Origin of the sequence: Desulfovibrio sp. 6_1_46AFAA (assembly GCF_000224635.1) — a bacterium.
GTDB classification, from domain to species: Bacteria; Desulfobacterota; Desulfovibrionia; order Desulfovibrionales; family Desulfovibrionaceae; genus Desulfovibrio; species Desulfovibrio fairfieldensis.
Window position 1 is genome coordinate 827,240 of sequence record NZ_JH114300.1, and the last position, 23,451, is coordinate 850,690.

The window sequence follows — 23,451 nt, forward strand, 5'->3', positions numbered from 1 at the left end:
TTTCGGGTTAGTTGCACTTTTACGGCGGATTACGATACCCGCCCAAGGATAATGGTTACAAACATACCCGATATGCCCCCACTGTCAAGAATGGGCGAGAAAGACAGCGGCAACTCAACACGGAATGCGGAAACAGAGAAGAGAGAAAGGAGGCGGCGAGAAAAATGCCCGAAACGCTGCGGACCTAAAACTGCGGTGAAGCGAGGGCCAGGACTACTGCCCTCCGCGCACGGCGCGACACGGTGTCCGCAAGGCCAGACTGCCCTCGATCAGAGAGAAGTGCTGGTTGAAATATATTTTTGGGTCAGCAACCGCTCATAAATTTCAAGGGCGTGAGCATGATGTAATAATCATGAGTACTGTTTTGGATAGTTCGTGGAGCGCGGAAAAAGGGGGCGGCTTTGTAGATGAAGCGTGCCTGGCCAATGTGGGTGTTTCACGAGCACGGAAGCAATTCGTATTGGTAACGGACAATGAATTATTCCAGAAAAATGGACATCATGTACATGAGCTGTTGAGGTATATTCAATATAATACGTTAGATGAACACATAATCAATAGCCAAATTGTTTCCATTTTTGACTTGCTGTATAAAAATTACTCGAATAAACTTGATACGTTGAAGTCAAAACTACTGTATAGATCTATATTTATGTCAGAAATATCATCTTTACGGCTCTGAAAGAGATTCTTCAAGAGTCAAATTATTCTCACTACGATATAGCTGAGCAAGTCATGCTACGCAATATAATCAGGGAAACAAGAAGACTTGATACTCGTGAGGCCGACTTTGTCAACAACGGAGATTCTATTGATTTTGTTATATATAATAAGCAAGACAAAAAATGTACTCTTATTATAGAAGTTGATGGTTTTGAGTACCATGAAAATAATCCTGAACAGCTAAAGAGGGACGCGGTTAAAAATTCAATTCCGGATAAATATGCTATACATCTTCTACGATTGGCTACAAACGGGAGGGAGAAATAGAAAAGGTAAAAATTAAACGTGATGGAGTGAAATGATCTCAAGCTCATGGACGCTGAGATTGAGTAGGTGATCACGTCTGAGTCTGGACAAATTTTTCTGCACCAAGTGCATAGAAGTTGCCGCCGTTATCTAACGAATCCTGCCGAAACCTGTTGGTAAATTTTCAAATCGAGGCAATTCTCGGAAAAAACAAACAAAAAGACCGGAATTCTGATTTTTCAGAAATTCCGGCCTTTTTAAATTTGTGGTGCCGAAGGGGAGACTCGAACTCCCACTCCCTTGCGAGAACTAGACCCTGAACCTAGCGTGTCTACCAATTCCACCACTTCGGCGCGAAGATGTATTTAGCCTAAGCGACACCGGCTGGCAAGTATTTTTTTCAAATCAGGCAAAAAAAATTTCCATAACTGCCGAAAATCCTTACGGGCCGCCAAATTGCAGAGTACGGAAGAAATTCGGCGGCGTGCATGAAAGCGAACGGCGCTCCACTGCAAACGGCAATCTCTGTCGCGTTTGACAGAGTTCGCATCTTGGGGATAGGGGAAGATAGATACAAACCGTGCATCGTTGCGCGGATAGCGCTCGTTTTTATTTTCTAGAGCGTTTTGATATTGAAAATATCTCAACGCTCTGTGCGGGTTTTCCGTGGAAAGCCGCACCGCGAAATTATCACAAGGCGAATTTACTTCGCCGTTAAGCGATAATTTCAAGCGCAAAATGCTCTAAAGGACATCCTATGCAAAAACTGCAAAAAGGTTTCTGGCACTATCTTGAGCTCTGGCGGGCGCTCTTTCCTCGCCGCCGTCCGTTGCGCTGGCGCGGCGACTGGCTGCAAAACGGCTATTGCCGCGACTGCCGCTACTGCTGTGGCCCGCAGGACTCAAACGTCCCCTTCCCCATGGCCCTGCTGCCGGGGCAGCTCCGCCCCACCCTCAGCGATGATTTCTATCTGCTCAACGCGGATACGGCCTATCTGGACGCCAGGGGCTGCAAGTCCGACACGGACCACGGCTGCCGCCTCATGCGCGCACAGCGGCCCGTGGCCTGTGGGCTGTTCCCGCTGGTGCCGGCCAACGGCAGCCTCTATCTCTATAAGACCTGCCCGGCCGTGATCTTCACGCCGCTGGACCGCCTGGCCGACCTGGGCCTGGAGGCCGCCCGCTGGCTGAGCGGCTTCAACCTGGCGGATCTGCGCCACATCTCCCTGGAACTTCCGCTCCGGACTCTGGCGGACCACTATATCTCGCTGAACATCACGCTTTTTGACGAAAACGGCGTGGAACTGCGCCTGAATTGAATGCGGGGCAGGCTTACCAGCCGGGCAGGAATGTCCGGCTGGCATAGCCCTGCGGAATGCGCAAAAGATCGGCCAAGGGCAAGGCCAGATAGCGGGCCAGAAGGCATCTGTTCAGCCCGGCATGCCCGGCCAGGAGCAGAAGCCCCTCGGGATAGCGCGCCCGCCAGCGTTCCAGAGCCGCCAGGGACCGTTGCTGCACCCGGACGAAACTTTCGCCGCCGGGCGGGCTGAAATGAGCGAAATCCCGACCGCGCGAGGCGTACTGACCGGGAAAGGCCCGCTCCACCTCCGCGGGCGTCAGCCCTTCCCAGTCTCCCAGACTGATTTCGCGCAGATCCGCGTCCGCATGCACAAGCAGGGGCCGCCCGGCAGCGGCGGCAAGAATAGCCGCCGTTTCCCGGCAACGGGACAAATCCGAACTCAACAGAGCAACAAGGCGCGGGTCGGCCAGCACCGGCGCAAGGTCCACAGCCAGGGCCCGAATCTGGGCGCGCCCGGCTTTGCTCAGCGGCAAATCACGCGCACCCACGAAACGCCGTTCCGGGTTAGGCGGCAATGCGCCGTGACGCACGAGCCAGAGGCCCCGCTCCGCCGTCACGTATCGCCTCTGCTACTGTTCGGTTCGGCTTCCGGCTCCCCGTCTTTGGCCTCGGGCAGGGCCTCAAGGGCCTGCCGTGCAATATCCGCCGGGGGCCGCCCCATTTCACGGGCCAGACGCGCCTCCAGGGCCCGGGCACGCCCCAGACGGCCCCGAATGGCCGCACAGGCGGCGGGATCGGCGGCATACAGATCCAGCTTCTGGCCGAAACGCAGTTCCAGCGGCACAAACTCCCGGCCGTGACAATACTTGTCCGCCAGATAGACCAGTTCGCGCTCAGTCAGCGGCGCGGCGTCGGGTACGCTCAGATCACGATGATCCGCCACCAAAGCTGCGGCCACGGGCAGGCCCAGCTCCGCCAGGAAGCGGCCCCCGGCCTTTTCATGCTCCGGCAGGCCCTTACAGATATCGTGCAACAGCCCTCCGGCGCGCGCCAGCTCAGGATCCGGCCCGGTCCCGGCCCATCCCCGCTCCGCCCTGCTCTCACGCAAGACCTGAGCCAAGGCAGCCGCCACGGCGCCCACGGCGCAAGCATGGCGCAAGCCGCGCTCAAGGACGCGGCACAGGCACAGCAGATTCCAGGCCTCGGCGGGCCACAGCGCCTCCCGCAACGCGGCCAGCGTCCTCAGACGGGCGTAATCCTCAGGGCGGTCCATATCTTCCAGAATAAAGGAATCCGCCACCGGCACATACCGTCGGGGAAGTCCGGCCAGTGCGGACCGCAGGCCGCCCTCGCCCCCTTGCCGCGCATGGGCCAGGATGTGCTCCCGGTACGCGGCGGGCAGCAGCGGCGGATGACCTTCCTTGCTCTCATAGGTGGGAATCAGTACGGAAGATGATCCGTGCTGAGATTCACTTGCCGCCGCGTCCAGCAGCGCCCCCAAGGTCAGAGAGCGGACCAGAGGCACGTCCACCGGATGCACGAAACAGGCGGCGCAGCCGTCAGGCACGGCGCGCAGCCCGGCGCAGGCAGAGGAGAACATGCCCTCTTCCGGCCGGGGATTGCGGACGACGGTCAGCCCCAGCCCGCGCGCCGCCGCCTCCACCTCCGCCGCATGGAAACCGCTGACCAGTAGAATGTCTTCCACACCCGCCCCGCGATAACAGCGGACCAGTCCCTCCAAGGCGGAACACGGCTCGCCGCCGGGCAAAAGAGGCAAAGACAACAGGGCCTTCACCGCTCCCATGCGGGAGGCCCGGCCCGCCGCCAGCAGAATGGCGCATGCCTTCACAATCCCACTCCTTCAGGAAAACGCGCCGCATCCAGCTGTTTCGCCCGTGACGCGCCGCTGCCCTTGGCCGGGTGGACCACACGCACGCCCTGCCCCGCGTCCGTATCCAGCCGCCCCAGCAACGGCCCCAGACGCGGCAAGGGGCTGCCGCAACGACAGGGTCCCGGCAGCAAGCTCGCAATGTCGCCGGTACGGTACCGGATCAGCGGCATGGCCTCGCGGTTGAGCGTGGTCAGCACCACCTCGCCCGTTTCTCCCCAGGGCAGCGGTCGCCCGTCGCGCGGGTCCACCACTTCCAGCAGGGCGTCCAGGGCCCGCAAATGATAGCCGTCGTGGGCCGGGCATTCCACGGCGCAGCCGAAGCCGCTCTCCGTCAGGCCGTAGTGATCCAGCAGTTCACGGTTCCAGGCCGCGCGCAGCCGTTGCCTCAGGTCCGGGTCAAGCCGGTCCGTGCTGGAAAGCACTCCGCGCAGGTCCGGCGGCGCGGCCCTCGGAAAGCTGCGCAACAGACCTTCCAACTGCGCGGGCGAGGCCACCAGGGCCTGGGGCCGGTGCTCCGTCAGCCAGTGCGCACGCGCGGCAGCTCCGGCGGGGGTCATGTCAACGGCTATAGCAGAGGGCAGTCCCTCCACCATGACGCCCAAGGGGCCCAAGGTTCTCCGCAATAGATCCGCCACGCCGTCGGGGCGCTCCGCCCCCGGCAGGAATACGGCCAGGACTTGGCCCGCCCGCACAAGTTGCCCCATGCCCACCTGAAAAAAGTCGCGCGTGCGGGCCAGATCGTGCTCCGTAAAGGCCAGGCGCTTGGGCGCGCCCGTGGTGCCCGAAGTTTGCAGGCTGACCATGCGCTGCACGTCGCCCTGCGACACGCAGCAAAAATCCCGCCAGTCACGCAGATGGGTGGCCGTGGTCAAGGGCAGGCGAGCCAGATCCTCGGGCCCGCGCATCTCCAGATCACAACCGGCCAGATGCCGGGCATAAAAGGCGCTGTGCCGCGCGGCATGGCGCAGAATATGGTTCAGGGCTTCGGTCTGCGCCGCGCGCAGCCGTATCGGAAGCGCCGCCACGCTTTCCGCGCCGCAGGCCTGGGCCAGCCAGCGGTCCATGGGATGAGGGCAAGGGCCGAAACAACGCTCTCGGCTCACGCCCAGGCCCCGCTATAAAGACGAGCGCCGTCGCGGGCCGTGAGATTGTGCAGGCAGAAAGGCACCAGCCGCCCATCCGCCTGGACCACATGGATGCAGCAGCCGCGCACCCGCTCCAGATCCAGACTGTAGGCGTCCTGAAAGGCCATGGCCGAAACGGTGAAACGCCGCTCCGCTCCGGCCCGGTTCAGAAAGCGGCTGAAATCATCGGCACGTTCCGGACGCGCCGCGCCGCCCGGCGCGTCCGCCTCCGGTATCCGTTCGGCTCCCTTCCAATGCAGAGCCACAAACTGCCTGGCCTTGCGCGCGCCTTCCGCCGCCAAGGGCGGCACGGAAGAGCAACAGGACTGCCCGGCCTGAGGCAGCCATTCCAGCGCGGTGTCATCAGCGCCTGTGCGGCGGTAGGCCGCGCTGAAGGAACAGAGCGCATGCTCGCAGCCCGGCGGGTGGAAATGCTCCATCCGGACCAGTTCCGGCGCCTGCCGCACCAGCGCGGCCATAACTTCGGGCAGGGTCAGCCGGGGCGCGTCGCTCAAGGCCCAGGGATAACGGCCGAACGAGGACACGGGCTGAAAATGCACGCCGCGCACCGCAGGCCCCAATGCCAGAGCCAGGCGGAGCAAGTCCCCCACCTCACCGTCGTTGACGTGGCGGGCCAAGGTGGCCACCAGCACCACGCCCAGGCCGGCGGCGGCGCAGGCCTCCACGGCCCGGCGCTTCAGGTTCAGGCAGGCTCTGCCGCGCAAGGTCTCGAACACGGCTTCGCGCACGCCGTCCCATTGCAGATACACGGAATCCAGACCCGCGGCCCGCAGCCGGGCGGCGTAGCCCGCATCCCGCCCCAGACGCAGGCCGTTGGTATTGAGCTGCACCAAGCCGAAGCCGCGCTCCCGCGCCAGCGTCACTATGGCGGGCAAATCCTCGCGAATGGTGGGCTCCCCGCCGGAAATCTGCACATTGCAGGCCCCGGAGGCCGTTTTCAGACTGTCCAGTTGCGCGGCCAGCGCGGCCAAGGGAGGATCAGGCGGCAGGGTCCCCTCTGTTCTGCCCGCTCCGGCATAGCAAACCGGACAGGCCAGATCGCAACGCATGGTCACTTCCACCAAGCCGGTGCAAGTGTGCTGGGCGTGCAGGGGGCAGAGCCCGCAGTCAAAGGGGCAGCCCCGCGCCACAGCGGTACGGGGCTCCTCCGGGTAGGAGGGACTTTTGGGCCGCGCCCAGGACTCGAAAGGCGGCGCATTCACAACGCCGGGTACGACGCCCAGTGCATCAACAGGCTCAAGCCCAACCCAGGCCAGCACGCTGAACACGCCATGTTCCGGGCAGGTTTTGCGCAAAAAGACGCCCTGCTCCGTCCCCGCCGTTTCCGGGCGCTCGTACACGGCCTCAATACGGCGCAGACAGATGGGGCACAGGCTTTGCGTGCGGCGCAGAATCACGGCATCGGCCCCGTCTGGACGGCGGTCAGATCCAGCTCATAATTCTCGGCCAGTTCCAGAATTTTTTCCCAGCATTCGGCCAGCAGATCGCCGCAGGCCACGGGATCGGGCGTCGCGTCTGTTACTGCCCCGCCGGAAGCGGCTCCCAGGCCCGTGGCGATACAGCCGCAACTGATGCCGCCGTAAGGATTCACGCGCTCGTAAAACCAGGTGGCGTACTCATTGAGCAGAGGCGTGAGCATGGGATGGGCCGTCTCGTCGTCCGCGCCTTTGCCCGCGGCCAGAGCCAGGGCGCAGGCCCCGCCCGTCAGCAGGCCGCAGGGGCCGTCCGACTGGCCGATGCCGTGGCAGAGCCCTTGCATGGCGCGCACCAGATCAGGATTCTGCTGGTCACGCGCCTGCAACATGAGCAAGATCAGCAACTGGCTGCAACAATAGCCCTGGCGGACCATGGGCAACAATTCCAGCATGAGAGGATTCATGAGCCCTCCTTTTGCGCTATCCACAGGCCGTAGCCGACAGCCCCGCGCCTACCGCCGCAGGCGCAGCCGCCGCGCAGCCATTCGGGCGCGGCGTCGGCTCCGTACCAGAGCAGCCGTGCCGCCAGTTCGACCAGCGCCCGGCTGTGGTCCTCAAAATAACGCGGTACAAAACCGGCCCGGACAAGCAGGCCCTCCCAGACGGCACGCGAACGCGCCCCGGCCAGGCAGCCGGATTCCGGGGGAGCCAGGCTCGCGCCTTCCTCCTCCAGCATGTCTCCATGTCGGAAAAGATCGCTCAGCAGCAACGCGCCGCCGGGTCGCAAGGTCCGACGGCAGCCGCGCAACGCGTCCAAAGGGTCAGGCAGGAGGGAGAGTACGCATTCGCTGAGCACGCCGTCCACGCTGTTGTCGGCCAGGGGCGGGCAAGCGGCATCCCCTTGCAGAAAAATCACGGCTGGGCTGCGCTCCGCTCCGGCTGCCCGCTTCTCCCAGGCCGCATGCGTGCGCCTGTCCAGCCCCAGAGGGCGGTAGCCCAGCCCGGCCAGCAGTTCCAGGCTTGCGCCCGGACCACAGCCCAGGTCCAGCAGACGCGCGCCCGGCGCAAGGCCGCATCGGCGCGCGGCCAGTTCCAGAGCGCGCCGGGTCAGCTCCGGACCGCCCGGCCGCCAGATCTCGCCCGCCACGCGCTGAAAATCTTCCTGTTCCCAGAGAGGCTTCACTTGTCTTCCAGCAGCGCTTCCACTTCCAGCATTTTACCCTCGGCCAGGGATTTGGGCACCATGGTCAGCCCGCACTGCGGGCAACGCGGCAGAAAGACGTCAAAAGCGCTGTTCAGATAAAAGACCTGCACTTTGCCCTGCTCCAGCGGGCAGCCGCAACGGCCGCACCGCCATGGGCCGCCGTCCGCCGGATAACTGGGTCCCATGGTCATGCGCTTGCACCTCCCTGCTCACAGCAGTCCCGGCCGTCCCCCGCGTCGGAGCCGCCGGGACCACCGGGCCCACCGGAACCAGGCACGCGCATGCGGTGGCACCAGGCGTCGTACAGGACAAGCTCGCCGTTCTCCCGGCCACATTCCACCCAAAAGGTCACCTGACGGGGGCGCCAAGAGCCCAACCGGTGCCCGTTTTCCTGATTTTCAAAATATTCTCCGCAGGCCTCCACCCCGGCTACGGCCTCTACCACGTCCGAGAGCAGAATGTGCTTCTCTTCCAGGCGGGCCAGCAAGTCCGGCGGCACATGCAGCGCGCCGGGGGCCGGTTCCGGAAGGTTTTCGCCCAGATAGTCGCGCAGCAGACGGCGGCGCAGGGCCGCCCGGTTAGCCCGGCGCGCCGACAGGCCTGGCCCTCTGCGGGTTCCTCTCCCAGCGCTTTCTCCCCCATCAGAGGCCGGGAAAAGCAGGTCCAGCAAATGCCAGCATTCTTTGCCGTCCGCCACCAACCGGTCCCGGCACATGATGCAGGAGGCCAAGGCCGGATACGGCAGCTCGGCGGCACGGTGTTCGCTCATGGCTTGGGCCAGCTCGGGCTGCGCGCACCAGACCAGACCGCCGTAACCGCAGCAGGCCGTGGTCGCGCCGGTCAGGCGCGGCTCCTCAAGACGCGCGCCGCATTTCCGGGCCAAATCGCGCACGGCTTTCAGCCAGGCCGCATCCCAACGGGCCGTGCAGGGATCATGAATGGAAAAGACCTTGGGCAATGCGGCTTCGGCCCGGTCCTTCGCCAGTCCGTCCACGTGTTCCGGCGGCAGAGGCAGGCCGTCCAGCACTTCCCAGACGGACACGGGCCGCGCCTCGGGCAGAGCCAGACGCAGGGCGCTCAGGCAGGAAGAGCAGGCCGCCATGATCCGGGGCCGCCCCAGAACTTCCCACTCTTTTCGGATTTCCGCAGTGTGCTCCTTGAACAAAGCCTCGCGACCGGCCCAGCGCGCCGGGATGCCGCAACAGGAAAGCAGCAGGGACACGCCGCCCTCCCCGTCCCGGTAAGGCAGGGCCGCGCGCAAAAAGGCATACAGCGCCGCAGTCTGCTCTCCGCGCGAGGCGGCCAGCTGACAGCCGGGAAAGAACAGCCAGGACGCGCATGCGCCCTCGGGCAGCGCTATATCCGGCAAAGTCAGGGCGCATTCCGGACCGGAGGCATTTTCCATGTCCTCCAGGGCGAATTCGTGGGCCGAGGGCGGCATGAAATCGCGCTGTACCATATCCTCGCGCGCCGCCAGGCAGAGCTCGGCCATGGAGAAATTTTCCGGGCACAATTCCTCGCACTGCCCGCAGAGCGCACAGCCGTTGACCAGGGCATTGGCCGTGTGCAGGCCCTTGACGATGGAGGCGTTATTGTGGATCTGGCGGGCGTAGACGCGCGGATAGCCTTTGTATTTCTGCAGATAGACGCATTCCCGCACGCAGATCAGGCACTGGCACTGCAGGCAGCGCCCGGCCTCCAGGGCCGCTTCTTCCGTGGTATAGACCGGGCCGGAGGGTTCCACCCGCGCCAGGGGGGCGATGCCGTCCAGAGGCGTGTGCAAGGGGCCCTGCACCTTTTCACGCGCCGCCGTCAGCGACACCTTGCCCACCAGCCGTTCCAGGGTCTGGGCAGCGCGGCGGCCCTGCCCGGCCTGCGCAGAAGCCGAGGCATAGACGTGTCCCGTGGGCGTCCGGCTGAGCCAACCGGCGCAACAGATATTGTCGCGCCAGTACAGGGTCAGCGCGTCCACGCCGTTCATGCCATCCACGGCGTCCATGCCGCCGGGCGCATTCTCCGCCGGGGCAAAATTTGGAGCCAAGCCCGGGGCCGCGCCCACGTCTATGAGCACGCCGTCGAACTCCGCCGCCACCCGAGCCAGACAATCTTCGTCCAGGGCGGCGGGGCTGAACGTCACCTTCTGGCGGCCCAGCAGTTCCCAGTCGCCGGCCAGGGGATCATCCTCACGGTCCGGGCGCAAGGCCGGGTACTGTCCCAGCAGAACGCTTTGCGCGTCGCCCTGATAAAAAACCGTCACCGGGTAGCCCTTGCGCGAAAGATCCCAGGCCGCCGCCAGGCCCGCCAGGCCCGCGCCCAGCACGGCCAAGCTGAATTTTTTGCGCGGCATGGGCAGGGGACGGCTCTGCGTGCCCACGGCATACACGCAGGCATGCTCCAAGGCGTGGATGGCCAGGCTGCCGCCCAGGTCCAGCCGCAGGCAGACGTTTTCACAAGGATGATCGCAAATCCGGGCCAGAATACCCGGCAAAGGCAGATGGCGCTCCAAAATTTTCCGGGCTTCCGCCGGGCGGCCTTCGGCCATCCGGGCCATGAAGGCCCGCACATCCAGATTGAAGGGGCAGGCCGCCTGACAATGCGGCGGGCTCTCCTGGGTACAGCGGGCCTCGATTTCATGCAGACGGGTCTGATCCATTTTCCCGGCCTCAGTATGTGGACATTGGAAATTTCACGCGCGGGAGACTCCCGGCGCGGGGCGGAACCTGTTCGCAAGTATGGCACGGCGGGGATTTACACGCAAATCCCCGCCGCGCGGTCCACAACGAATAAACGAACAAGGGGGAGGTTGCCCTCCCCCAGACTGACGACAAACCCCGCTTACGCGGTGTTTGCGCCGCCATCGGCTCGTTTTCAGGAAAACTCGCCGGGCGGAAAGGCACAAAAATCAGTCGCTACGCTGCTGTCTGTTTCCCTAAACCGCGTTGCGGCTAAAGGAAATGCCCGACGCTGCCGGGCACCCTTCGGGCAGCTAACGGCACGGCAAAGCCGTGATCTACCTCTGATTTTTGGTCGCGTTGACTTTGTCAACGCTCTGGGGAGGTTGCCCTCCGCCTGTTTGCAGATTGTCTTACTTGGGCATGGCTTCCAGCACCTTTTCCGGATAGGCGGGCAGGTGCGTGATACGCGCGCCGCAGGCATTGTAGATGGCGTTGATGATGGCCGGGTGCGGCGCGGTGAGGGGCATTTCGCCCACGCCCGACGCGCCGTGCGGGCCGTCCTTGCGCGGAGTCTTCACATAGACGATTTCCATTTCGTCGGGAATCATCTGGATGGAAGGAATGCCCGCGCCGACCATGGTGCTCTGCTTCTTGATGTCCTCATAATCCTCGGACAGGGCCAAGCCCACGCCCTGGGCCAAGCCGCCGTAGATCTGGCCGTCCACGATCAACTGGTTGCAGAGTTCGCCGATGTCGGCCACGCAGGTGAGCTTTTCCACCTGAGTTTTGCCGGTAGCCTTTTCCACGGCCACTTCGGCCATGAACAGGCCGTACATATAGCAGGCAAAGGGGCTGCCCTGGCCGTTGGCGTCGCAGTCCTTGGCCGGGGCGGACCACTTGCCGTCATAGCGCAGCGGACGGCCTTCGGCCTTCATGCCCGCGTAGTCCAGGAAGCCGCCAGCGGGTTTGCGCATGCCCTCCATGAGCATTTCGCAGGCCACGCGAATGGCGTTGCCCGTGACCACCTGCGAGCGCGAACCACCGGCCGGGCCGGAGTTGGGAGTTTTGCTGGTGTCGTTCATGACCAGGCGGATTTTCTCCGCCGGGATGCCCATCGGACGCAGGGCTTCATGCGCCGTGCCCAGAGCGCCAGAATCCGCGCCCTGGCCGTGATCCTCCCAGGAGGAGCCCACGGTCACGCCGCCGTCCTCATTGAGTTCCACCCAGGCCTCGGAGGTGTCCGGGCCGTCCAGGCCCGCGCCGTACACGCCCAGAGCCACGCCCACGCCGCGTTTGACTTCGGGGGTGGAGAGATCCTTGGCGCGTTTCTTGGCGGCTTCATACTTGGGCCGCATGATGTCGAACATCTCCGGCAGGCTCATGACTTCGGGGGTCTGGCCCGTTGGCGTGGTGTCGCCTTCCTTGTAGCAGTTGAGAGCGCGCAGCTCAAAGGGGTCCATGCCCAGCTTCTCGGCCAGCATGTCCATAAGTACTTCGGAGGGGAATTCGCTTTCCGGCGCGCCGTAGCCGCGGAAGGCCGCGCCCCAGCAGTGGTTGGTGCAGACCGTGCGGCCTTTGCCCCGGATGTTGGGGATGCCGTAGCCCGCGCCGATGTACTGCGCGCCGCGCAGGGTCAGCAGGTCGCCGAATTCCGAATACGGGCCGTGGTCCACGGACCAGTCCGTTTCCATGGCCAGGATTTTACCCTGCTTGTTGGCGGCGTAGCGCATAGTGGTCCAGAAAGGCGAGCGCTTGCCGGTGTACTGCTGCTGTTGTTCATAGTTGTAGCGCAAATGGCAGGGGCGGCCCGTGGCCATGACGGCCACGCCCAGCAGGGCTTCCATGGTGGGGCTGAACTTGTAGCCGAAGGTGCCGCCCGTGGTGTTCTGCACCATGACCAGATCCTTGGGGAATTCCAGGCCCAGGCCGGGCGCGATCATCAGGGCGTGCAGATGGATGCCCACGGATTTGGAGTGGATGACAACCTGGCCCTGCTCATTGATATACGCGTAGCCCACGTCCGGTTCAATGGGCAGATGGGGCTGGCGCTGGGTATAGAAGCTGCCTTCCGCCACCACATTGTCGGGGTCGTCGAAGAAGGGCTGGGTTTCCGCCCCCTTGGCTTCGTTCTGGTCGTAGTAAACGTTGGGCGTGCCGGGATGGATTTCAATGGCGTCCGGGGCCATGGCTTCGGGCGCGCTCATGTATTCGGGCAACAGCTCCAGGTCGAATTTAACCTTCTCCGCCGCGGCGCGGGCATTGGCCTCGCTGTCGGCGCAGACGATGGCCAGGGCGTCGCCATACTGGAACACCTTGGTATCATTAAGAATAGGCCGTTCCCAGCCGTCGCCCTTGTTGGTGGGGAAGGTGATCAGGCCGGTGATGCGGTTTTTGCCCTTGACGTCCTTATGGGTCAGCACGCGATACACGCCGGGCATCTTTTCGGCTTCCGAGGTGTCGATGCCCTTGATGATGGCATGGGAAACCTTGGCCTGGGCCAAGGCCAGATGCAGGGTGTCGGGCGGCATGCGGTAGGCGGCGTCGGCGCCGAATTCCGCCACGCCCGTGACCTTGGCCACGGCGCTGGGCCGGGGCAGGCGCGAACCCCAGATGCGGCCGTCGGCGGGCATCTTGAACTGGATGTCCTCCAGCGTTTTTTCGCCGCGCATCACGGCCGCCGCGTCCATGACCGCGTCCACCAGCGGTTTGTAGCCGGTGCAGCGGCAGATATTGTGGTGTTTCTGAAACCAGTCGCGCACGTCCTCACGGCTGGGATTGGGATTTTCATCCAGCAGCCCCTTGGCCGACACGATAAAGCCCGGCGTGCAGAAACCGCACTGGGCCGCGCCGTGGAAAATCCAGGAATGCTGCAACGGATGCAGGCAGGTGGGCGTACCGATGCCCTCCAGAGTGGTGACGGCGGAGTTTTCCGGCACACGGCGCATTTTGGTGATGCAGGAACGCACCACCTTGCCGTCCAGAATCACGGTACAGGCGCCGCACTGGCCCTTGCCGCAGCCCACCTTGACGCTGGTCAACTGCAACTGCCCGCGCAGCACGTCAACCAGGGTGTCGTCGGGGTTGACCAGCAATCGTCTGGGAATGCCATTGACCACAAGCGTTTTTGTTTCCATGTGCGACTCCTTGGTAATGTATGGATATCCGTGCCGAAGCGGCCAATCCGCCCCGGACTTCATTTGCCGAAAGGACAGACGGGATAACGGCACTCCGGACAGGCGGAACAGAAACCGCCGTGCCCCAGCACGGCCACGTCTTCCGCCGTCACGTCAAGTCCGGCCAGCAGGCGCGGCACCAGCAGATCGAAGATGCTCGCCTTGTGGTACATGACGCAGCCCGGCAGGCCCAGCACCGGCACGCGGCCCTTGGGCGTGCGGGCGTAGGCCAGCAGGAACATGGCCCCGGGATAAACCGGCGCGCCGTAGCTGACCACCTCCGCGCCCGCCGCGCGGATGGCCGCCGGGGTGCGGTCGTCAGGGTCCACCGACATGCCGCCGGTGACCACCACCATGTCCGCGCCCTGTTGCAGAAAGGCGGCAATGGCCGACGCGGTCATCTCCACGTCGTCGCTGGTCAGGGTCTGGCCCATGACGCTGCTGCCCAGGCCCGCGAATTTTTTGCGCAGCACCGGGCCGAAGCCGTCCTGAATACGCCCGTAAAACACTTCGCTGCCCGTGGTGACCATGCCCACCTGGAAACGGCGCAGGGGCAGCACCTCTACCACCGGAGAACCGACCATGCCCTCAAGGGCGCGCAGCTTTTCGTCGCCAATGAGCAGCGGCACCACGCGGGTACCCGCCACGTCCCGGCCCTTGTCCACTTTTTGCAAGCTGTGCAGCGTTGCCAGGGTGATTTCGCCCAGGCTGTTGATGCGGCTGAGCGCGGCCACGTCCACCCGCAGCAGGCCGTCACAGGCGGCGGAAAAATTGATCCGCCCTTCCTTGGGCTCGCTGAGCAGGATGTTGGCCCCGGCCGTGACCGCGGCAATGCGGGCCGCCGCCTCGTTTTCATGCACCATGCCCGGCAGGGGCTCGAACACGAAGAGGTGCTCCTTGCCCACTTCCAGCAGTACGGGAATGTCTTCTTCCCGCACCACATGGCCTTTGCGGAAGACCGGCCCCTTGCTCTGCCCCGGCACGATGCGGGTGATGTCGTGACAAAGCACGCTGCCCACGGCATCGCGCACATCAATGGTTTTCATGGCCGCCGGTTTCGACATGGCGTCTCCAAAGCCTTAGATATGAGATAGTTGTCGTCCCAATGGTTTTTTACAAATATTTCCCGCGTCGCCGGGGTGTTGCGAAAGCAATCTCATTGAAGTTGTGCATATTTCTGAACTATGCTTTTATCAACATATTACCAATCCCGCCATAATATGCAAAATAAAAAATAGGCATTTACAAATCGTGGACATTTTAACAGGCTGTCTTATAATACTTTTTTCTATCTATTTTCTCTCTTTTCACTGAAAACGTGACTATTGGCGAAAGACGGGAGCGCGGGGGATCACTTTTTTCCCGCGCAGGACAACGGATGAGGGCGGGAATTGACAGGAGCCCTTTTTCCTGCAAGAGGAAGCAGAAAAACACGCTGCCGCTCCTTGACGGCACAGCGCACGGCACGGCGTCTTGCCGCAAGCCGGAGAACTTGCCATGAACAGATTCTTTTGTCGTCCGTCCCGGCCTCGGCGGCCTTCCATGTCGGTTTCCGCCCGGATTCTGGCTCTGGCCCTGCCCGCGGGTTTTCTCCTGGCCGGTTGCGGCCTTTTCTCCGATCCGCCCCCGCCCCCGGCATATCAGCCCGGCCCGGTGGAAGCCTATCTGATTTCCGCCTCCGCCGGGGAATCCACCACGCTGGACGACCCGGCCTTCGGCAAGAGCGTCCGCGTCACCCTGGACGACGGTTTTACCTCGGCCAAGGGCGAGGAATGCAAACGTGCCACCGTGCTGGCCGGGCAGAAAGAGGCCGAGGTGGTGGTCATCTGCCGGGACGGCGAAGGGCAGTGGCGGATGGCGCCGAGGGTTTGGGGACAGGGTATCGACACTCCCTGACTGAAAGGACGCCTTTTGCCTTCTGGACTGCGTCAGAAGGCGATTGCGGCCCGGGCCTGTACCAAAGAGTACTATTCCTGAGCCGCAATCGCCTTCTTCCTTGCCGAAAAACAAAAATCGCCCTTTCAGTCTGTCGCGCAATACAGCTCTGCGCCGCGTTCACGCCGCGCGGCCCGGATCAACACAAGGCGTGATCACAACCATGCTCAAATCATTCCGCTTTGTTCTCGCTCTCCTTTGTGTCGGCCTTGTCTGCGGGACGGGCCCGTCCGCCCGGGCCGCCGACAGCGTGCTGCCCTACGGGGCCAATCTTTTTCAGGGTAATTTCGCCAAAAGCCAGGAAAACGGCGCGGTGGCTCCCGGCGACCGCGTGGTGCTGCGCCTCTGGGGCGGCGGCCTGAATGTGGACGGCACCTTCACTGTGGACGCGCTGGGCCGCATCGACCTGCCGGAAGTGGGCCCCCTGCCCGTGGCGGGGCTGGCCCACGACAAGCTGGTGGACGACCTGCGCAGCAAGCTGGCGGCCACCGGCCATGCCGACACACAGGTTTATGCGGCTCCGCTGGACGCCCGGCCCGTTTCCATTTTCGTGACCGGCGGCGTGGCCAAGCCCGGCCGTTACGCGGGCTCGCCCAATGATCCGGTGCTCAGCTTTCTGGACAAGGCCGGAGGCATCGACCCGGTGCGCGGCAGTTACCGGGCCGTGAACCTGATCCGCGACGGCAAGACCATCAACAGCCTGGACCTCTATCCCTTTGCGCGCCGGGGCGAGCTGCCCTCCGTGCGCCTGCAGGAAGGCGACACCCTGGTGGTGGGCGACAAGGGCCCGACGGTCACGGCCACAGGCGCGGTGCGCAACGCCGCGCGTTTTGAGTTTCTCAAGGGCCGGGCCACGGGCGCGGCGCTCATGGAACTGGCCGAACCTGAACGCCGGGCCTCGCACGTCGCCCTCAACGGCACGCGCAACGGCGCGCCCTACAGCACCTATCTGCCGCTCAAGGAATTGCGCCATCTCAACCTGGAGGACGGCGACCGCGTAGAGTTCATGGCCGACGCCACGGGCAACACCATGATGATCGAAGTTCAGGGCGCGGTGCGCGGCACGTCGCGTTTTCCGGTGCGCCGGGGCGCGCGCCTCAAGGACGTGCAGAACTTCATCGCCGTGGAGCCGGGGCGGGCCAATATCAAGGCCATGTACATCAAGCGCAAAAGCGTGGCCGCCCGGCAGAAGAAAGCCATTGCCGACTCCCTGCGCCGCCTGGAGGAAACCGCGCTCACGGCCTCGTCCTCCAGCTCCGAGGAATCACAGATCCGGGCCAAGGAAGCGGAGATGATCGCCAAATTCGTGGAACGGGCCAAGAGCGTGGAGCCCGAGGGCGTGGTGGTGCTGGACAACGGCGCGGACAGCGGCAAGCTGGTGCTGGAGGATGGCGACGTCATCGTGATCCCCGGCAAGAGCGACGTGGTGCTGGTCAGCGGCGAGGTCATGGTGCCCCAGGCCATGCTCTGGAACGAGGACAAGGATCTCCGGGATTACATCAAGGGCGCGGGCGGCTACAGCAACCGGGCCGATCGGGATCATGTGCTGGTCATGCACCAGAACGGCTCGGTTTCCCAGAACGGCGACGCCATCCGCTCCGGCGACCAGATCCTGGTGCTTCCCAAGGTGGAATCCAAGAATATGCAGGCCGTCAAGGACATTTCCCAGGTGCTCATGCAGGTGGCTGTGTCCACCGGCGCGGTGCTCGGCCTGCCGTTCCTGCAATAATCTTCCATTTGACGAACAAAACGGCGCGCGCTCTTCCGGTGAAGAGCGCGCGCCGTTGCAGTTATAAAAGAAAAAAACTTACACCGTCAGGTCAAGAGCTCCGGGCAGCGCACCGGCTTGAGTCGCGGAGGTTCCGGCAGCCTCGACCGGCGCTGCCACCGAGGCTGCCGCGGCAACGGCGGCAGTACTCTCCGCGCCGCCGGTATCGAATGCCGTGGTTGCAATCAGCCGCGCCCCGCCGTCGGTACGCCCTTGCGCGGGCTTGGCAGTCGCATCAGCCGTTACGGAGGCAGACGCGCCCTGTTCATCCACGGAAGATTCCGAAGCAGCCTTTCGCTCGTCCGAACCGTTCAGGATTTCCTCGGTCTTTTCTTCCAGGCGTTTTTTGATCTCATCCAGATTATCCTGAGACTTTTCAGCCACGTTCTGCCGCATGTCCAACTGCATCCGGCGGGCGGCTTTCTGTCCCTCAAGAACCCTGCGGCTCATACTCGCGCCATTGGGGTCAGCAGCCATACAGGCCGCCATGCCCGCGAGAAGCACGCTGTCCTGGCGGTTGGCCATCTGACCGCGCGCCTCGGCGGCGATCTGCCGGGCTTTGCTGTATTTGGATTCCTGGCTGTCGGTGGAAACGAAATTCCTGGCCATGACATTGATGCCGTCCACGCCCATACAGACCTCCTCTACTCCGCCTCTCCCACGCAGCAACGGGCGGCACGCAGAATATTCCAATTCCCCTATTTCATATATCGCTCTTCCGGCCGTAAACTTTAGAGCAGCGGCTGCTCCCCGGTGGAAAAACCCGCTTTTCCTCACCGCCCGGCAGAAAAACGAATATCCGCTTCCCACCGCAGCCGGAGCGCAATTTTATCCAAGCGGGCCGCCGGGGCGGCGCATAGCATATCCTTCAAAAGGAGATGCCATGTCCGCCCGTTATTGCAGCCATTGTTACGCGCTCTGCGCCGTCCTGCTCTGGTCCTCGGCGTATGTCTTCACCAAGGTGGCGCTGGCTTCGTTCACGCCCGCGACTCTCGGCTTTCTGCGGTGCGCCGTGGCCGCCCTTGCCCTGCTCTGCCTGGCCGCGCGGCGCGCAAAGCCTGCCGCGAGGGACTGGCCCGTATTCCTGCTTTCCGGCATTCTTGGCTTTTCCCTGTATCTCTGGCTGTTCAACACGGGACAGGCCGGCCTGACCGCCGCCACGAGCTGCGCTCTGATCTCCACCGCGCCCCTGATCACGGCGGTCATGGCGGCCGGGCTGCTGCGGGAAAGGCTGCGTCCCTCGGGCTGGCTCGCTCTGGCTCTGGCCTTTGCCGGAGTCCTGATCCTTACGCTTTGGGACGGAACGCTTTCCCTCAATGACGGGATTTTCTGGACTCTGGGAGCAGCCGTCTGCATCAGCGGCTACAATCTGCTGCAACGGCGCTATGCCGGGCGCTGCGGCACGCTGACGCTGACCGCCTGGAGCTTCGTCTGCGCCGCGCTGACGCTCAGCCCTTTCGCGCCCGAAGCCGTGCGCCGATTCTGCCTCGCGCCCTGGACGCACTGTTGCGCGGTCGTCTTTCTGGGGCTTTTCCCCAGCGCCCTGGCCTATCTGCTTTGGGCCAAAGCGCTGGCCCTGGCGGAAAGCACCGGCACTGTAGCCGCCTATATGTTTCTGACCCCGCTCTTTTCCTTTTTGCTGGGCTATGCCGTTCTGGCTGAGATGCCCGGACCGGGGACCTTCGCGGGCGGGGCCCTAATTCTGGCCGGGCTGGCATTGTTTCAACGTGGCCGGAGTTGACCGCCGGTCAGCCCCAATTCTCCCAGAAAATGCAGGCCTCGCGGTAAGCCCTGGGGCTGACGCCCAGCGCCCGCTTGAAACAGCGGTCCAGATGACTCTGATCGCAAAAGCCGAGCCGGGCGGCCAGGTCGGCAATGGACGGCGCGTGCGCGAGCAGGTGGCGAGCCGCGCGGACCCGGCTTTGCACAAGATACTTGTGCGGCGTGAGCCCCAGTTCCCGCCTGAAGCGGCGGATAAAATGAAAGGGGCTGAGCGCATCCGCAGCGGGGGCCGTGTCCGCGCCTTCCTCCTCCGGGAGCTCAAAACGCCGCAGCGATGCGCTGACAGCGGGATGCAGCGGCGGCCGCCCGTCCCTGACCGGCATTCCCGTCTCCGGAAGCAGGGTATTCAGGCCGGTCAGCAGCGCGCCCGCGTCCTCCGGGCGCAGCAGGCCCTTTTCCCGCAACAGGCCGCAATACTCCGCGCAGACGCGTTTGAGCGCCTCGCGGCGCAGGGCCGCGCAACGTTGCAGGTCAATGCAGAGGGAAACACAATCAAAATCGTCGCTGTAGGCCGGACTGTGCGGCTCATGCCGCGCCACGGCATACACGCTGCCGCGCGGGTAAACGCATTCCGTCCGGCCCCGCCGCAGGCAGACCACGCCCCGGCGTACCAGGGTCAGGGTACAGGACGCCACATGGGTATGCTCCGGATAGCGCAGGGCCGAGCCCCTGGAAAAGACCATTTCCAGCCCGGCTTCGCGGGCGATATGAAAAGTCAGTTCCGGCTGGCGCATTCTTCCTCTTGCTCCACGAGATGCGGGGCCCCATGCCGCCGCTCTTGTCAGGCCGGGGCCCCGCGCCTATCATGGCTCCATCGGGCGTCTGCGCCCGCAAAGGAGTTTATAATGCTGCAATTTACTGTTGATAAAGATAGATGCGTTTCCTGCGGCACCTGCGCCGAGGACTGCCTGCCCCAGGCCATTCAGATGCGGGATCAGTATCCGGTTATTCCCAATGAGGACATCTGTATGCGCTGCCTGCACTGTCTGGCGGTCTGTCCCGTGGGGGCCATTTCCATTCTGGGGCACAGTCCTGCGGAAAGCAAAGCTCTCAAAGGGAACCTGCCCGCGCCGGAGCAGGTGGCGACCTTGATGAAGGGCCGCCGTTCCGTACGCCGCTACATCCGGAAAGACGTGGACCCCGCGCTGCTTCGCCAAGTGCTGGACGTGGCGGCGCAAGCGCCCACGGGGGTCAACGCGCGTAAGCTCTGGGTGACGGTCATTGACGATCTTGAGGTCATGGATGACTTCCGGCGCGAAGTCTACCAGCGCCTGGAGAATCTGGTACGGGAAAACCGTATGCCGGAAAACCCGCGCCGCCGTTTTTTCACCACCGCGCCGGAGCTCTGGCGCAACGGCCAGGACCCCATTTTCCGGCAGGCACCCCACTGCATTCTGGTTTCCAATGCCGTGGACGCGCCCTGCCGGGAGCAGGACTCGCTGATCTATCTTTCGTACTTTGAACTCATGGCCCAGAGCGCCGGTCTGGGCACGGTCTGGTGCGGCCTGCTCTACTGGTGTCTGCGGCTGGTGCTGCCGGAACTGCTGCCCCGGCTGGGCATTCCGGAGACGCATGAACTGGGCTACGCCATGCTTTTCGGCTCTCCGGCGGTGCACTATATGCGCACCGCGGAACACGGCCCGGCCGAAATCCACCGCGTGGTCTGGTCCGGCCGCTGAGCGGGCCGCCGGTAGCCGGACTCGCGCCCGGCGTCTGGTACCGTGTGACGTTTAAACGTCACACGGTACCAGACGAACGCCCACCTTCTCCCCCAGCACCTTGTGCAGCAGTTTGCGGCTGCGCTCCATTTCGCGCAATTCCATGGGGCAGGCGGCCACGGTTTTGATGTGGAGCTCCAGTTTTTTGCCCCGGCGTTGAAATTCCGCCGCGCGCACCAACTGGCAATGGGTTTTGTCCAGGCGCTCGGCCAGGGTCAGAAAAAGGGAAAGAATCCGCACGGCCTCCTGCCGGGCCGGAGCGAGTTGCGCGAAAATTTCGTATTTGGGCGAAGCCCGCTTGCGGTGAAAATAGACCGTGGCAGCCAGCACATCGATTTCCTCATCCGTGAAACCCAGCAGTTCCTTGTTCCGGATCAGATAATGGCTGTGGGCATGGTGGTTCTCAAAGGAAATGAAAATGCCCACGTCATGCAGCAGGCCCGCGTAACGCAGAAGTTCGCGACGGCCCTTGCCGCCTTTGTGCAGCCCCAGACTGACGGCGCTGTCGAAAAGCATCAGGGCCAGATCGCCCACGTGGCGGGAGTGGCGCTCCTCAAAGCGGCAGAGGCGGCCCAGTTGCAGTACGCTCTGCTCCCGCGTGGGAATGCCCTCGGGGAAGACATCGGGCCGGGTCCGCATCAGATAGTCCAGCAAAATGCCGTTTTGCAGGCTGCGGTTGCTGACGCTGATGCTCTCCACGCCCAGCTCTTCCATCAGGGTCTGGACAATGGCCGCTCCGGCCACGATGACGTCGGCCCGTTTGGGATTGATGCCCGGCAGAGCCCGGCGCTCCTCCAGAGTGCAATTTCGGATTCTGTCCGCCAGGGGCAACAATTTGTCATAGGTCAGAAAGCGCGCTTCCGGCGCTTTTTTGCCCAGTCCCGTCTGGTCGGCGGCAGCGGCCATGGCTGCCAGGTTCTGGATGGTGCCGGAACTGCCCACGGCCTCGGCCAGATCGTAACCTTCAATGCGCTTGACCGCGTGCAGCAGTTGATTGCGGATGGCGTCCTGCACCTGGCGGTAACGCGCCGCGGATGCCGGGCCGTCGTCCGCGCCGAAAAACTGGTTGCTCAGGCGCACACAGCCCACTTTCACGGAATCCAAATTGGAGAAATTGTGGGAATTGCCCACAATCAGCTCCGTGCTGCCGCCGCCGATGTCGATGAACAGCCGGTTTTCCTCGCTGTATTCCAGGCCGCTGGCCACGCCCAGATAGATCAGGCGCGCCTCCTCCCGTCCGGAAATGACGGTGAAGGTCAGGCCCGTATGCTCCCGGACCCGCTTGAGAAAAACCGGGGCGTTATCCGCGTCGCGCACGGCTGCCGTGGCGCAGGCCACAATATCCGTAACGCCGTAAGCCGAACACATCCCGGCCATGCCCTGGAGCACATGGACAGTGCGCTGCATGGCCTCCTCGTGCAGGCGGCCGTGCAGAAACACGCCCTCGCCCAGACGGACCATATGCTTAACCTGATTGAGCACCGTGCAGGAGGCATTGACCGGCCCCACCCGCACCAGCATCAGGCGCACGGAGTTGCTGCCCAGGTCGAAAATGCCCAGCACCTTGCCGGGCTGAACGGCGGTTCCGGGGGCCTCGCCCGTTCCCACTGACCCAGCGGGAACGGCGGCATGGGCCGGGGACTTCATTGCGGCAGGCATGAACAGCGCAGCTCCCTGCCGAACTCGGCTTCAAAAAGGTCTCCCTTGACCTTGGCCCGGCGCATTTCCTCCGGGCAGGGGGCCTTGGCCTGCAGGCACAATTCCACGCGCTTTTTGCCGATCCGGGCGCTGATGTCCTCCACCAGGCCCTGACGGCTGTAATCCAAGGCGTCGGCCAAGCGCAACAGCGCGGCCAGACGCCGCACGCATTTCCGATCATCCTTGCCCAACGCTGCGAAACGCCGATGCCGGGGCGAAGGCCAAGCCCGCCGGTGATAGCGTGCCAGCAGAGCCACCAGGGAACGTTCCGTCTCATCCGGCACCAGGGCCGGATCCGTTTCAATAAGCCGCATGCTGGTTTTATGGTGCTTTTTCCGGCCCTCCACCCAACCGATATCGTGCAGGCGGGCGGCGGCGCGCAGGCGCTCTTCCCAAGGGGCACCCAGCTTGTGCAGCGGCGCAAATTCGCGGAAAAGCGCGGCGGCAAGGTGCTCCACCTGTCGGCCGTGAACCAGAGCCCCGGTGTAGACCGGGTCATCGGGCAGGCTGGGTTCGTAGGCCACGTCCACCGGCGCGACCGTGCAGTGCGCGGCAGCGCCGTCCACGGGCTTCGGCGTCTTGGCCGCGGGGGCCTTTGCAGCGGCTTTCGGCGCGCTTTCAGCGGCGGGCGCCGATGCGGCCTTGGCCGTACCGCCGCTTTTGGCGCGGGAAGGCCGCTTCCTGGCCGGGGGAGCGGGTTTGGCCGTTGTGGCCGTTGGAGCCAGTGTTTTGTTTTCGTCGTTGTCTTTTTTCATAGTTTGGTCGGCGTTAGGGTTGGC

Annotated in this window: 21 protein-coding genes and 1 tRNA gene; 7 read left to right on the forward strand and 15 right to left on the reverse strand. The window is 63.6% G+C overall.

Going from position 1 to position 23,451, the window contains the following annotated elements; all coding sequences use genetic code 11:
• Positions 1–286 precede the first annotated feature (286 nt).
• Both HMPREF1022_RS19140 and HMPREF1022_RS19145 read left to right on the forward strand, forming a co-directional pair.
• The gene (locus tag HMPREF1022_RS19140; protein WP_156802812.1) at positions 287–682 is read left to right on the forward strand and encodes an AAA domain-containing protein; all 396 of its coding nucleotides are present in this window, start codon (positions 287–289) and stop codon (positions 680–682) included.
• Entirely contained in the window at positions 679–990 is a 312-nt protein-coding gene (locus tag HMPREF1022_RS19145; RefSeq protein WP_442852257.1) for a DUF2726 domain-containing protein, read from the forward strand. The genes HMPREF1022_RS19140 and HMPREF1022_RS19145 overlap by 4 nt, the downstream gene beginning before the upstream one ends.
• A 245-nt stretch (positions 991–1,235) precedes the next feature.
• Here the strand turns inward: HMPREF1022_RS19145 and HMPREF1022_RS03385 are convergent.
• A tRNA-Leu gene (locus HMPREF1022_RS03385) sits at positions 1,236–1,322 on the reverse strand.
• A 404-nt stretch (positions 1,323–1,726) separates the two neighbouring features.
• On the opposite strand from HMPREF1022_RS03385, the gene HMPREF1022_RS03390 reads away from it, so the two are divergent.
• Positions 1,727–2,287 (forward strand): hypothetical protein, encoded by a 561-nt coding sequence (locus HMPREF1022_RS03390; RefSeq protein ID WP_009301886.1) that lies wholly within the window; start codon positions 1,727–1,729, stop codon positions 2,285–2,287.
• 13 nt (positions 2,288–2,300) lie between these two features.
• Here the strand turns inward: HMPREF1022_RS03390 and HMPREF1022_RS03395 are convergent, their stop codons facing one another.
• From HMPREF1022_RS03395 to HMPREF1022_RS03440, 10 genes are all read right to left on the reverse strand, one after another.
• Complete coding sequence (locus tag HMPREF1022_RS03395; RefSeq protein ID WP_008686405.1) at positions 2,301–2,885, reverse strand: histidine phosphatase family protein; 585 nt, start codon at positions 2,883–2,885, stop codon at positions 2,301–2,303.
• Complete coding sequence (locus tag HMPREF1022_RS03400) at positions 2,882–4,117, reverse strand: DVU_1551 family NTP transferase (protein ID WP_009301887.1); 1,236 nt, start codon at positions 4,115–4,117, stop codon at positions 2,882–2,884. The genes HMPREF1022_RS03395 and HMPREF1022_RS03400 overlap by 4 nt, the downstream gene beginning before the upstream one ends.
• The gene (locus HMPREF1022_RS03405) at positions 4,114–5,262 is read right to left on the reverse strand and encodes a DVU_1553 family AMP-dependent CoA ligase (RefSeq protein ID WP_232221537.1); all 1,149 of its coding nucleotides are present in this window, start codon (positions 5,260–5,262) and stop codon (positions 4,114–4,116) included. Before HMPREF1022_RS03405 ends, HMPREF1022_RS03400 begins: the two co-directional genes overlap by 4 nt.
• Positions 5,259–6,701: a radical SAM (seleno)protein TrsS gene (gene trsS / locus HMPREF1022_RS03410; protein ID WP_009301889.1), complete on the reverse strand. Its 1,443-nt coding sequence runs from the start codon at positions 6,699–6,701 to the stop codon at positions 5,259–5,261. Before trsS ends, HMPREF1022_RS03405 begins: the two co-directional genes overlap by 4 nt.
• The gene (locus tag HMPREF1022_RS03415) at positions 6,698–7,183 is read right to left on the reverse strand and encodes a DVU_1555 family C-GCAxxG-C-C protein (RefSeq protein WP_009301890.1); all 486 of its coding nucleotides are present in this window, start codon (positions 7,181–7,183) and stop codon (positions 6,698–6,700) included. The genes trsS and HMPREF1022_RS03415 overlap by 4 nt, the downstream gene beginning before the upstream one ends.
• Positions 7,180–7,902, reverse strand: coding sequence for a DVU_1556 family methyltransferase (gene trsM / locus HMPREF1022_RS03420; protein WP_009301891.1), 723 nt, complete (start codon positions 7,900–7,902; stop codon positions 7,180–7,182). The genes HMPREF1022_RS03415 and trsM overlap by 4 nt, the downstream gene beginning before the upstream one ends.
• Positions 7,899–8,114: a DVU_1557 family redox protein gene (locus HMPREF1022_RS03425; protein WP_009301892.1), complete on the reverse strand. Its 216-nt coding sequence runs from the start codon at positions 8,112–8,114 to the stop codon at positions 7,899–7,901. The genes trsM and HMPREF1022_RS03425 overlap by 4 nt, the downstream gene beginning before the upstream one ends.
• Positions 8,111–10,576 carry a pyridine nucleotide-disulfide oxidoreductase/dicluster-binding protein gene (locus tag HMPREF1022_RS03430; RefSeq protein ID WP_009301893.1) on the reverse strand — a complete coding sequence of 822 codons (2,466 nt, stop codon included), beginning with the start codon at positions 10,574–10,576 and terminating at the stop codon, positions 8,111–8,113. The genes HMPREF1022_RS03425 and HMPREF1022_RS03430 overlap by 4 nt, the downstream gene beginning before the upstream one ends.
• 432 nt (positions 10,577–11,008) lie before the next feature.
• Positions 11,009–13,732: a molybdopterin-dependent aldehyde oxidoreductase gene (locus tag HMPREF1022_RS03435; RefSeq protein ID WP_009301894.1), complete on the reverse strand. Its 2,724-nt coding sequence runs from the start codon at positions 13,730–13,732 to the stop codon at positions 11,009–11,011.
• A gap of 59 nt (positions 13,733–13,791) precedes the next feature.
• Entirely contained in the window at positions 13,792–14,817 is a 1,026-nt protein-coding gene (locus HMPREF1022_RS03440; protein WP_442852258.1) for a molybdopterin-binding protein, read from the reverse strand.
• 451 nt (positions 14,818–15,268) lie between these two features.
• Here HMPREF1022_RS03440 and HMPREF1022_RS03445 point away from each other — a divergent pair, with 451 nt between their 5' ends.
• Both HMPREF1022_RS03445 and HMPREF1022_RS03450 read left to right on the forward strand, forming a co-directional pair.
• Entirely contained in the window at positions 15,269–15,667 is a 399-nt protein-coding gene (locus tag HMPREF1022_RS03445) for a DVU3141 family protein (protein ID WP_008686395.1), read from the forward strand.
• Between the two features lie 202 nt (positions 15,668–15,869).
• Positions 15,870–17,435, forward strand: a complete 1,566-nt coding sequence (locus tag HMPREF1022_RS03450; protein WP_008686394.1) for a polysaccharide biosynthesis/export family protein — start codon at positions 15,870–15,872, stop codon at positions 17,433–17,435.
• Between the two features lie 78 nt (positions 17,436–17,513).
• Here the strand turns inward: HMPREF1022_RS03450 and HMPREF1022_RS03455 are convergent, their stop codons facing one another.
• A complete protein-coding gene (locus HMPREF1022_RS03455; RefSeq protein WP_009301895.1) occupies positions 17,514–18,107 on the reverse strand; it encodes a hypothetical protein in 594 nt (197 codons plus the stop codon).
• 250 nt (positions 18,108–18,357) lie between these two features.
• Between HMPREF1022_RS03455 and HMPREF1022_RS03460 the strand changes: the two genes are divergently transcribed.
• On the forward strand, positions 18,358–19,215 hold the full coding sequence (locus HMPREF1022_RS03460; RefSeq protein ID WP_009301896.1) for a DMT family transporter: 858 nt from the start codon (positions 18,358–18,360) through the stop codon (positions 19,213–19,215).
• 7 nt (positions 19,216–19,222) lie between these two features.
• Here the strand turns inward: HMPREF1022_RS03460 and HMPREF1022_RS03465 are convergent, their stop codons facing one another.
• Positions 19,223–19,990, reverse strand: a complete 768-nt coding sequence (locus HMPREF1022_RS03465; RefSeq protein WP_009301897.1) for a helix-turn-helix domain-containing protein — start codon at positions 19,988–19,990, stop codon at positions 19,223–19,225.
• A 111-nt stretch (positions 19,991–20,101) separates the two neighbouring features.
• Between HMPREF1022_RS03465 and HMPREF1022_RS03470 the strand changes: the two genes are divergently transcribed.
• Positions 20,102–20,935 carry a nitroreductase family protein gene (locus tag HMPREF1022_RS03470; RefSeq protein WP_009301898.1) on the forward strand — a complete coding sequence of 278 codons (834 nt, stop codon included), beginning with the start codon at positions 20,102–20,104 and terminating at the stop codon, positions 20,933–20,935.
• 51 nt (positions 20,936–20,986) lie between these two features.
• Here HMPREF1022_RS03470 and HMPREF1022_RS03475 read toward each other — a convergent pair whose 3' ends face one another.
• Both HMPREF1022_RS03475 and HMPREF1022_RS03480 read right to left on the reverse strand, forming a co-directional pair.
• Positions 20,987–22,633: a Ppx/GppA phosphatase family protein gene (locus HMPREF1022_RS03475; RefSeq protein ID WP_232221539.1), complete on the reverse strand. Its 1,647-nt coding sequence runs from the start codon at positions 22,631–22,633 to the stop codon at positions 20,987–20,989.
• A complete protein-coding gene (locus HMPREF1022_RS03480; protein WP_009301900.1) occupies positions 22,618–23,427 on the reverse strand; it encodes an HD domain-containing protein in 810 nt (269 codons plus the stop codon). Before HMPREF1022_RS03480 ends, HMPREF1022_RS03475 begins: the two co-directional genes overlap by 16 nt.
• Positions 23,428–23,451: the final 24 nt, after the last annotated feature.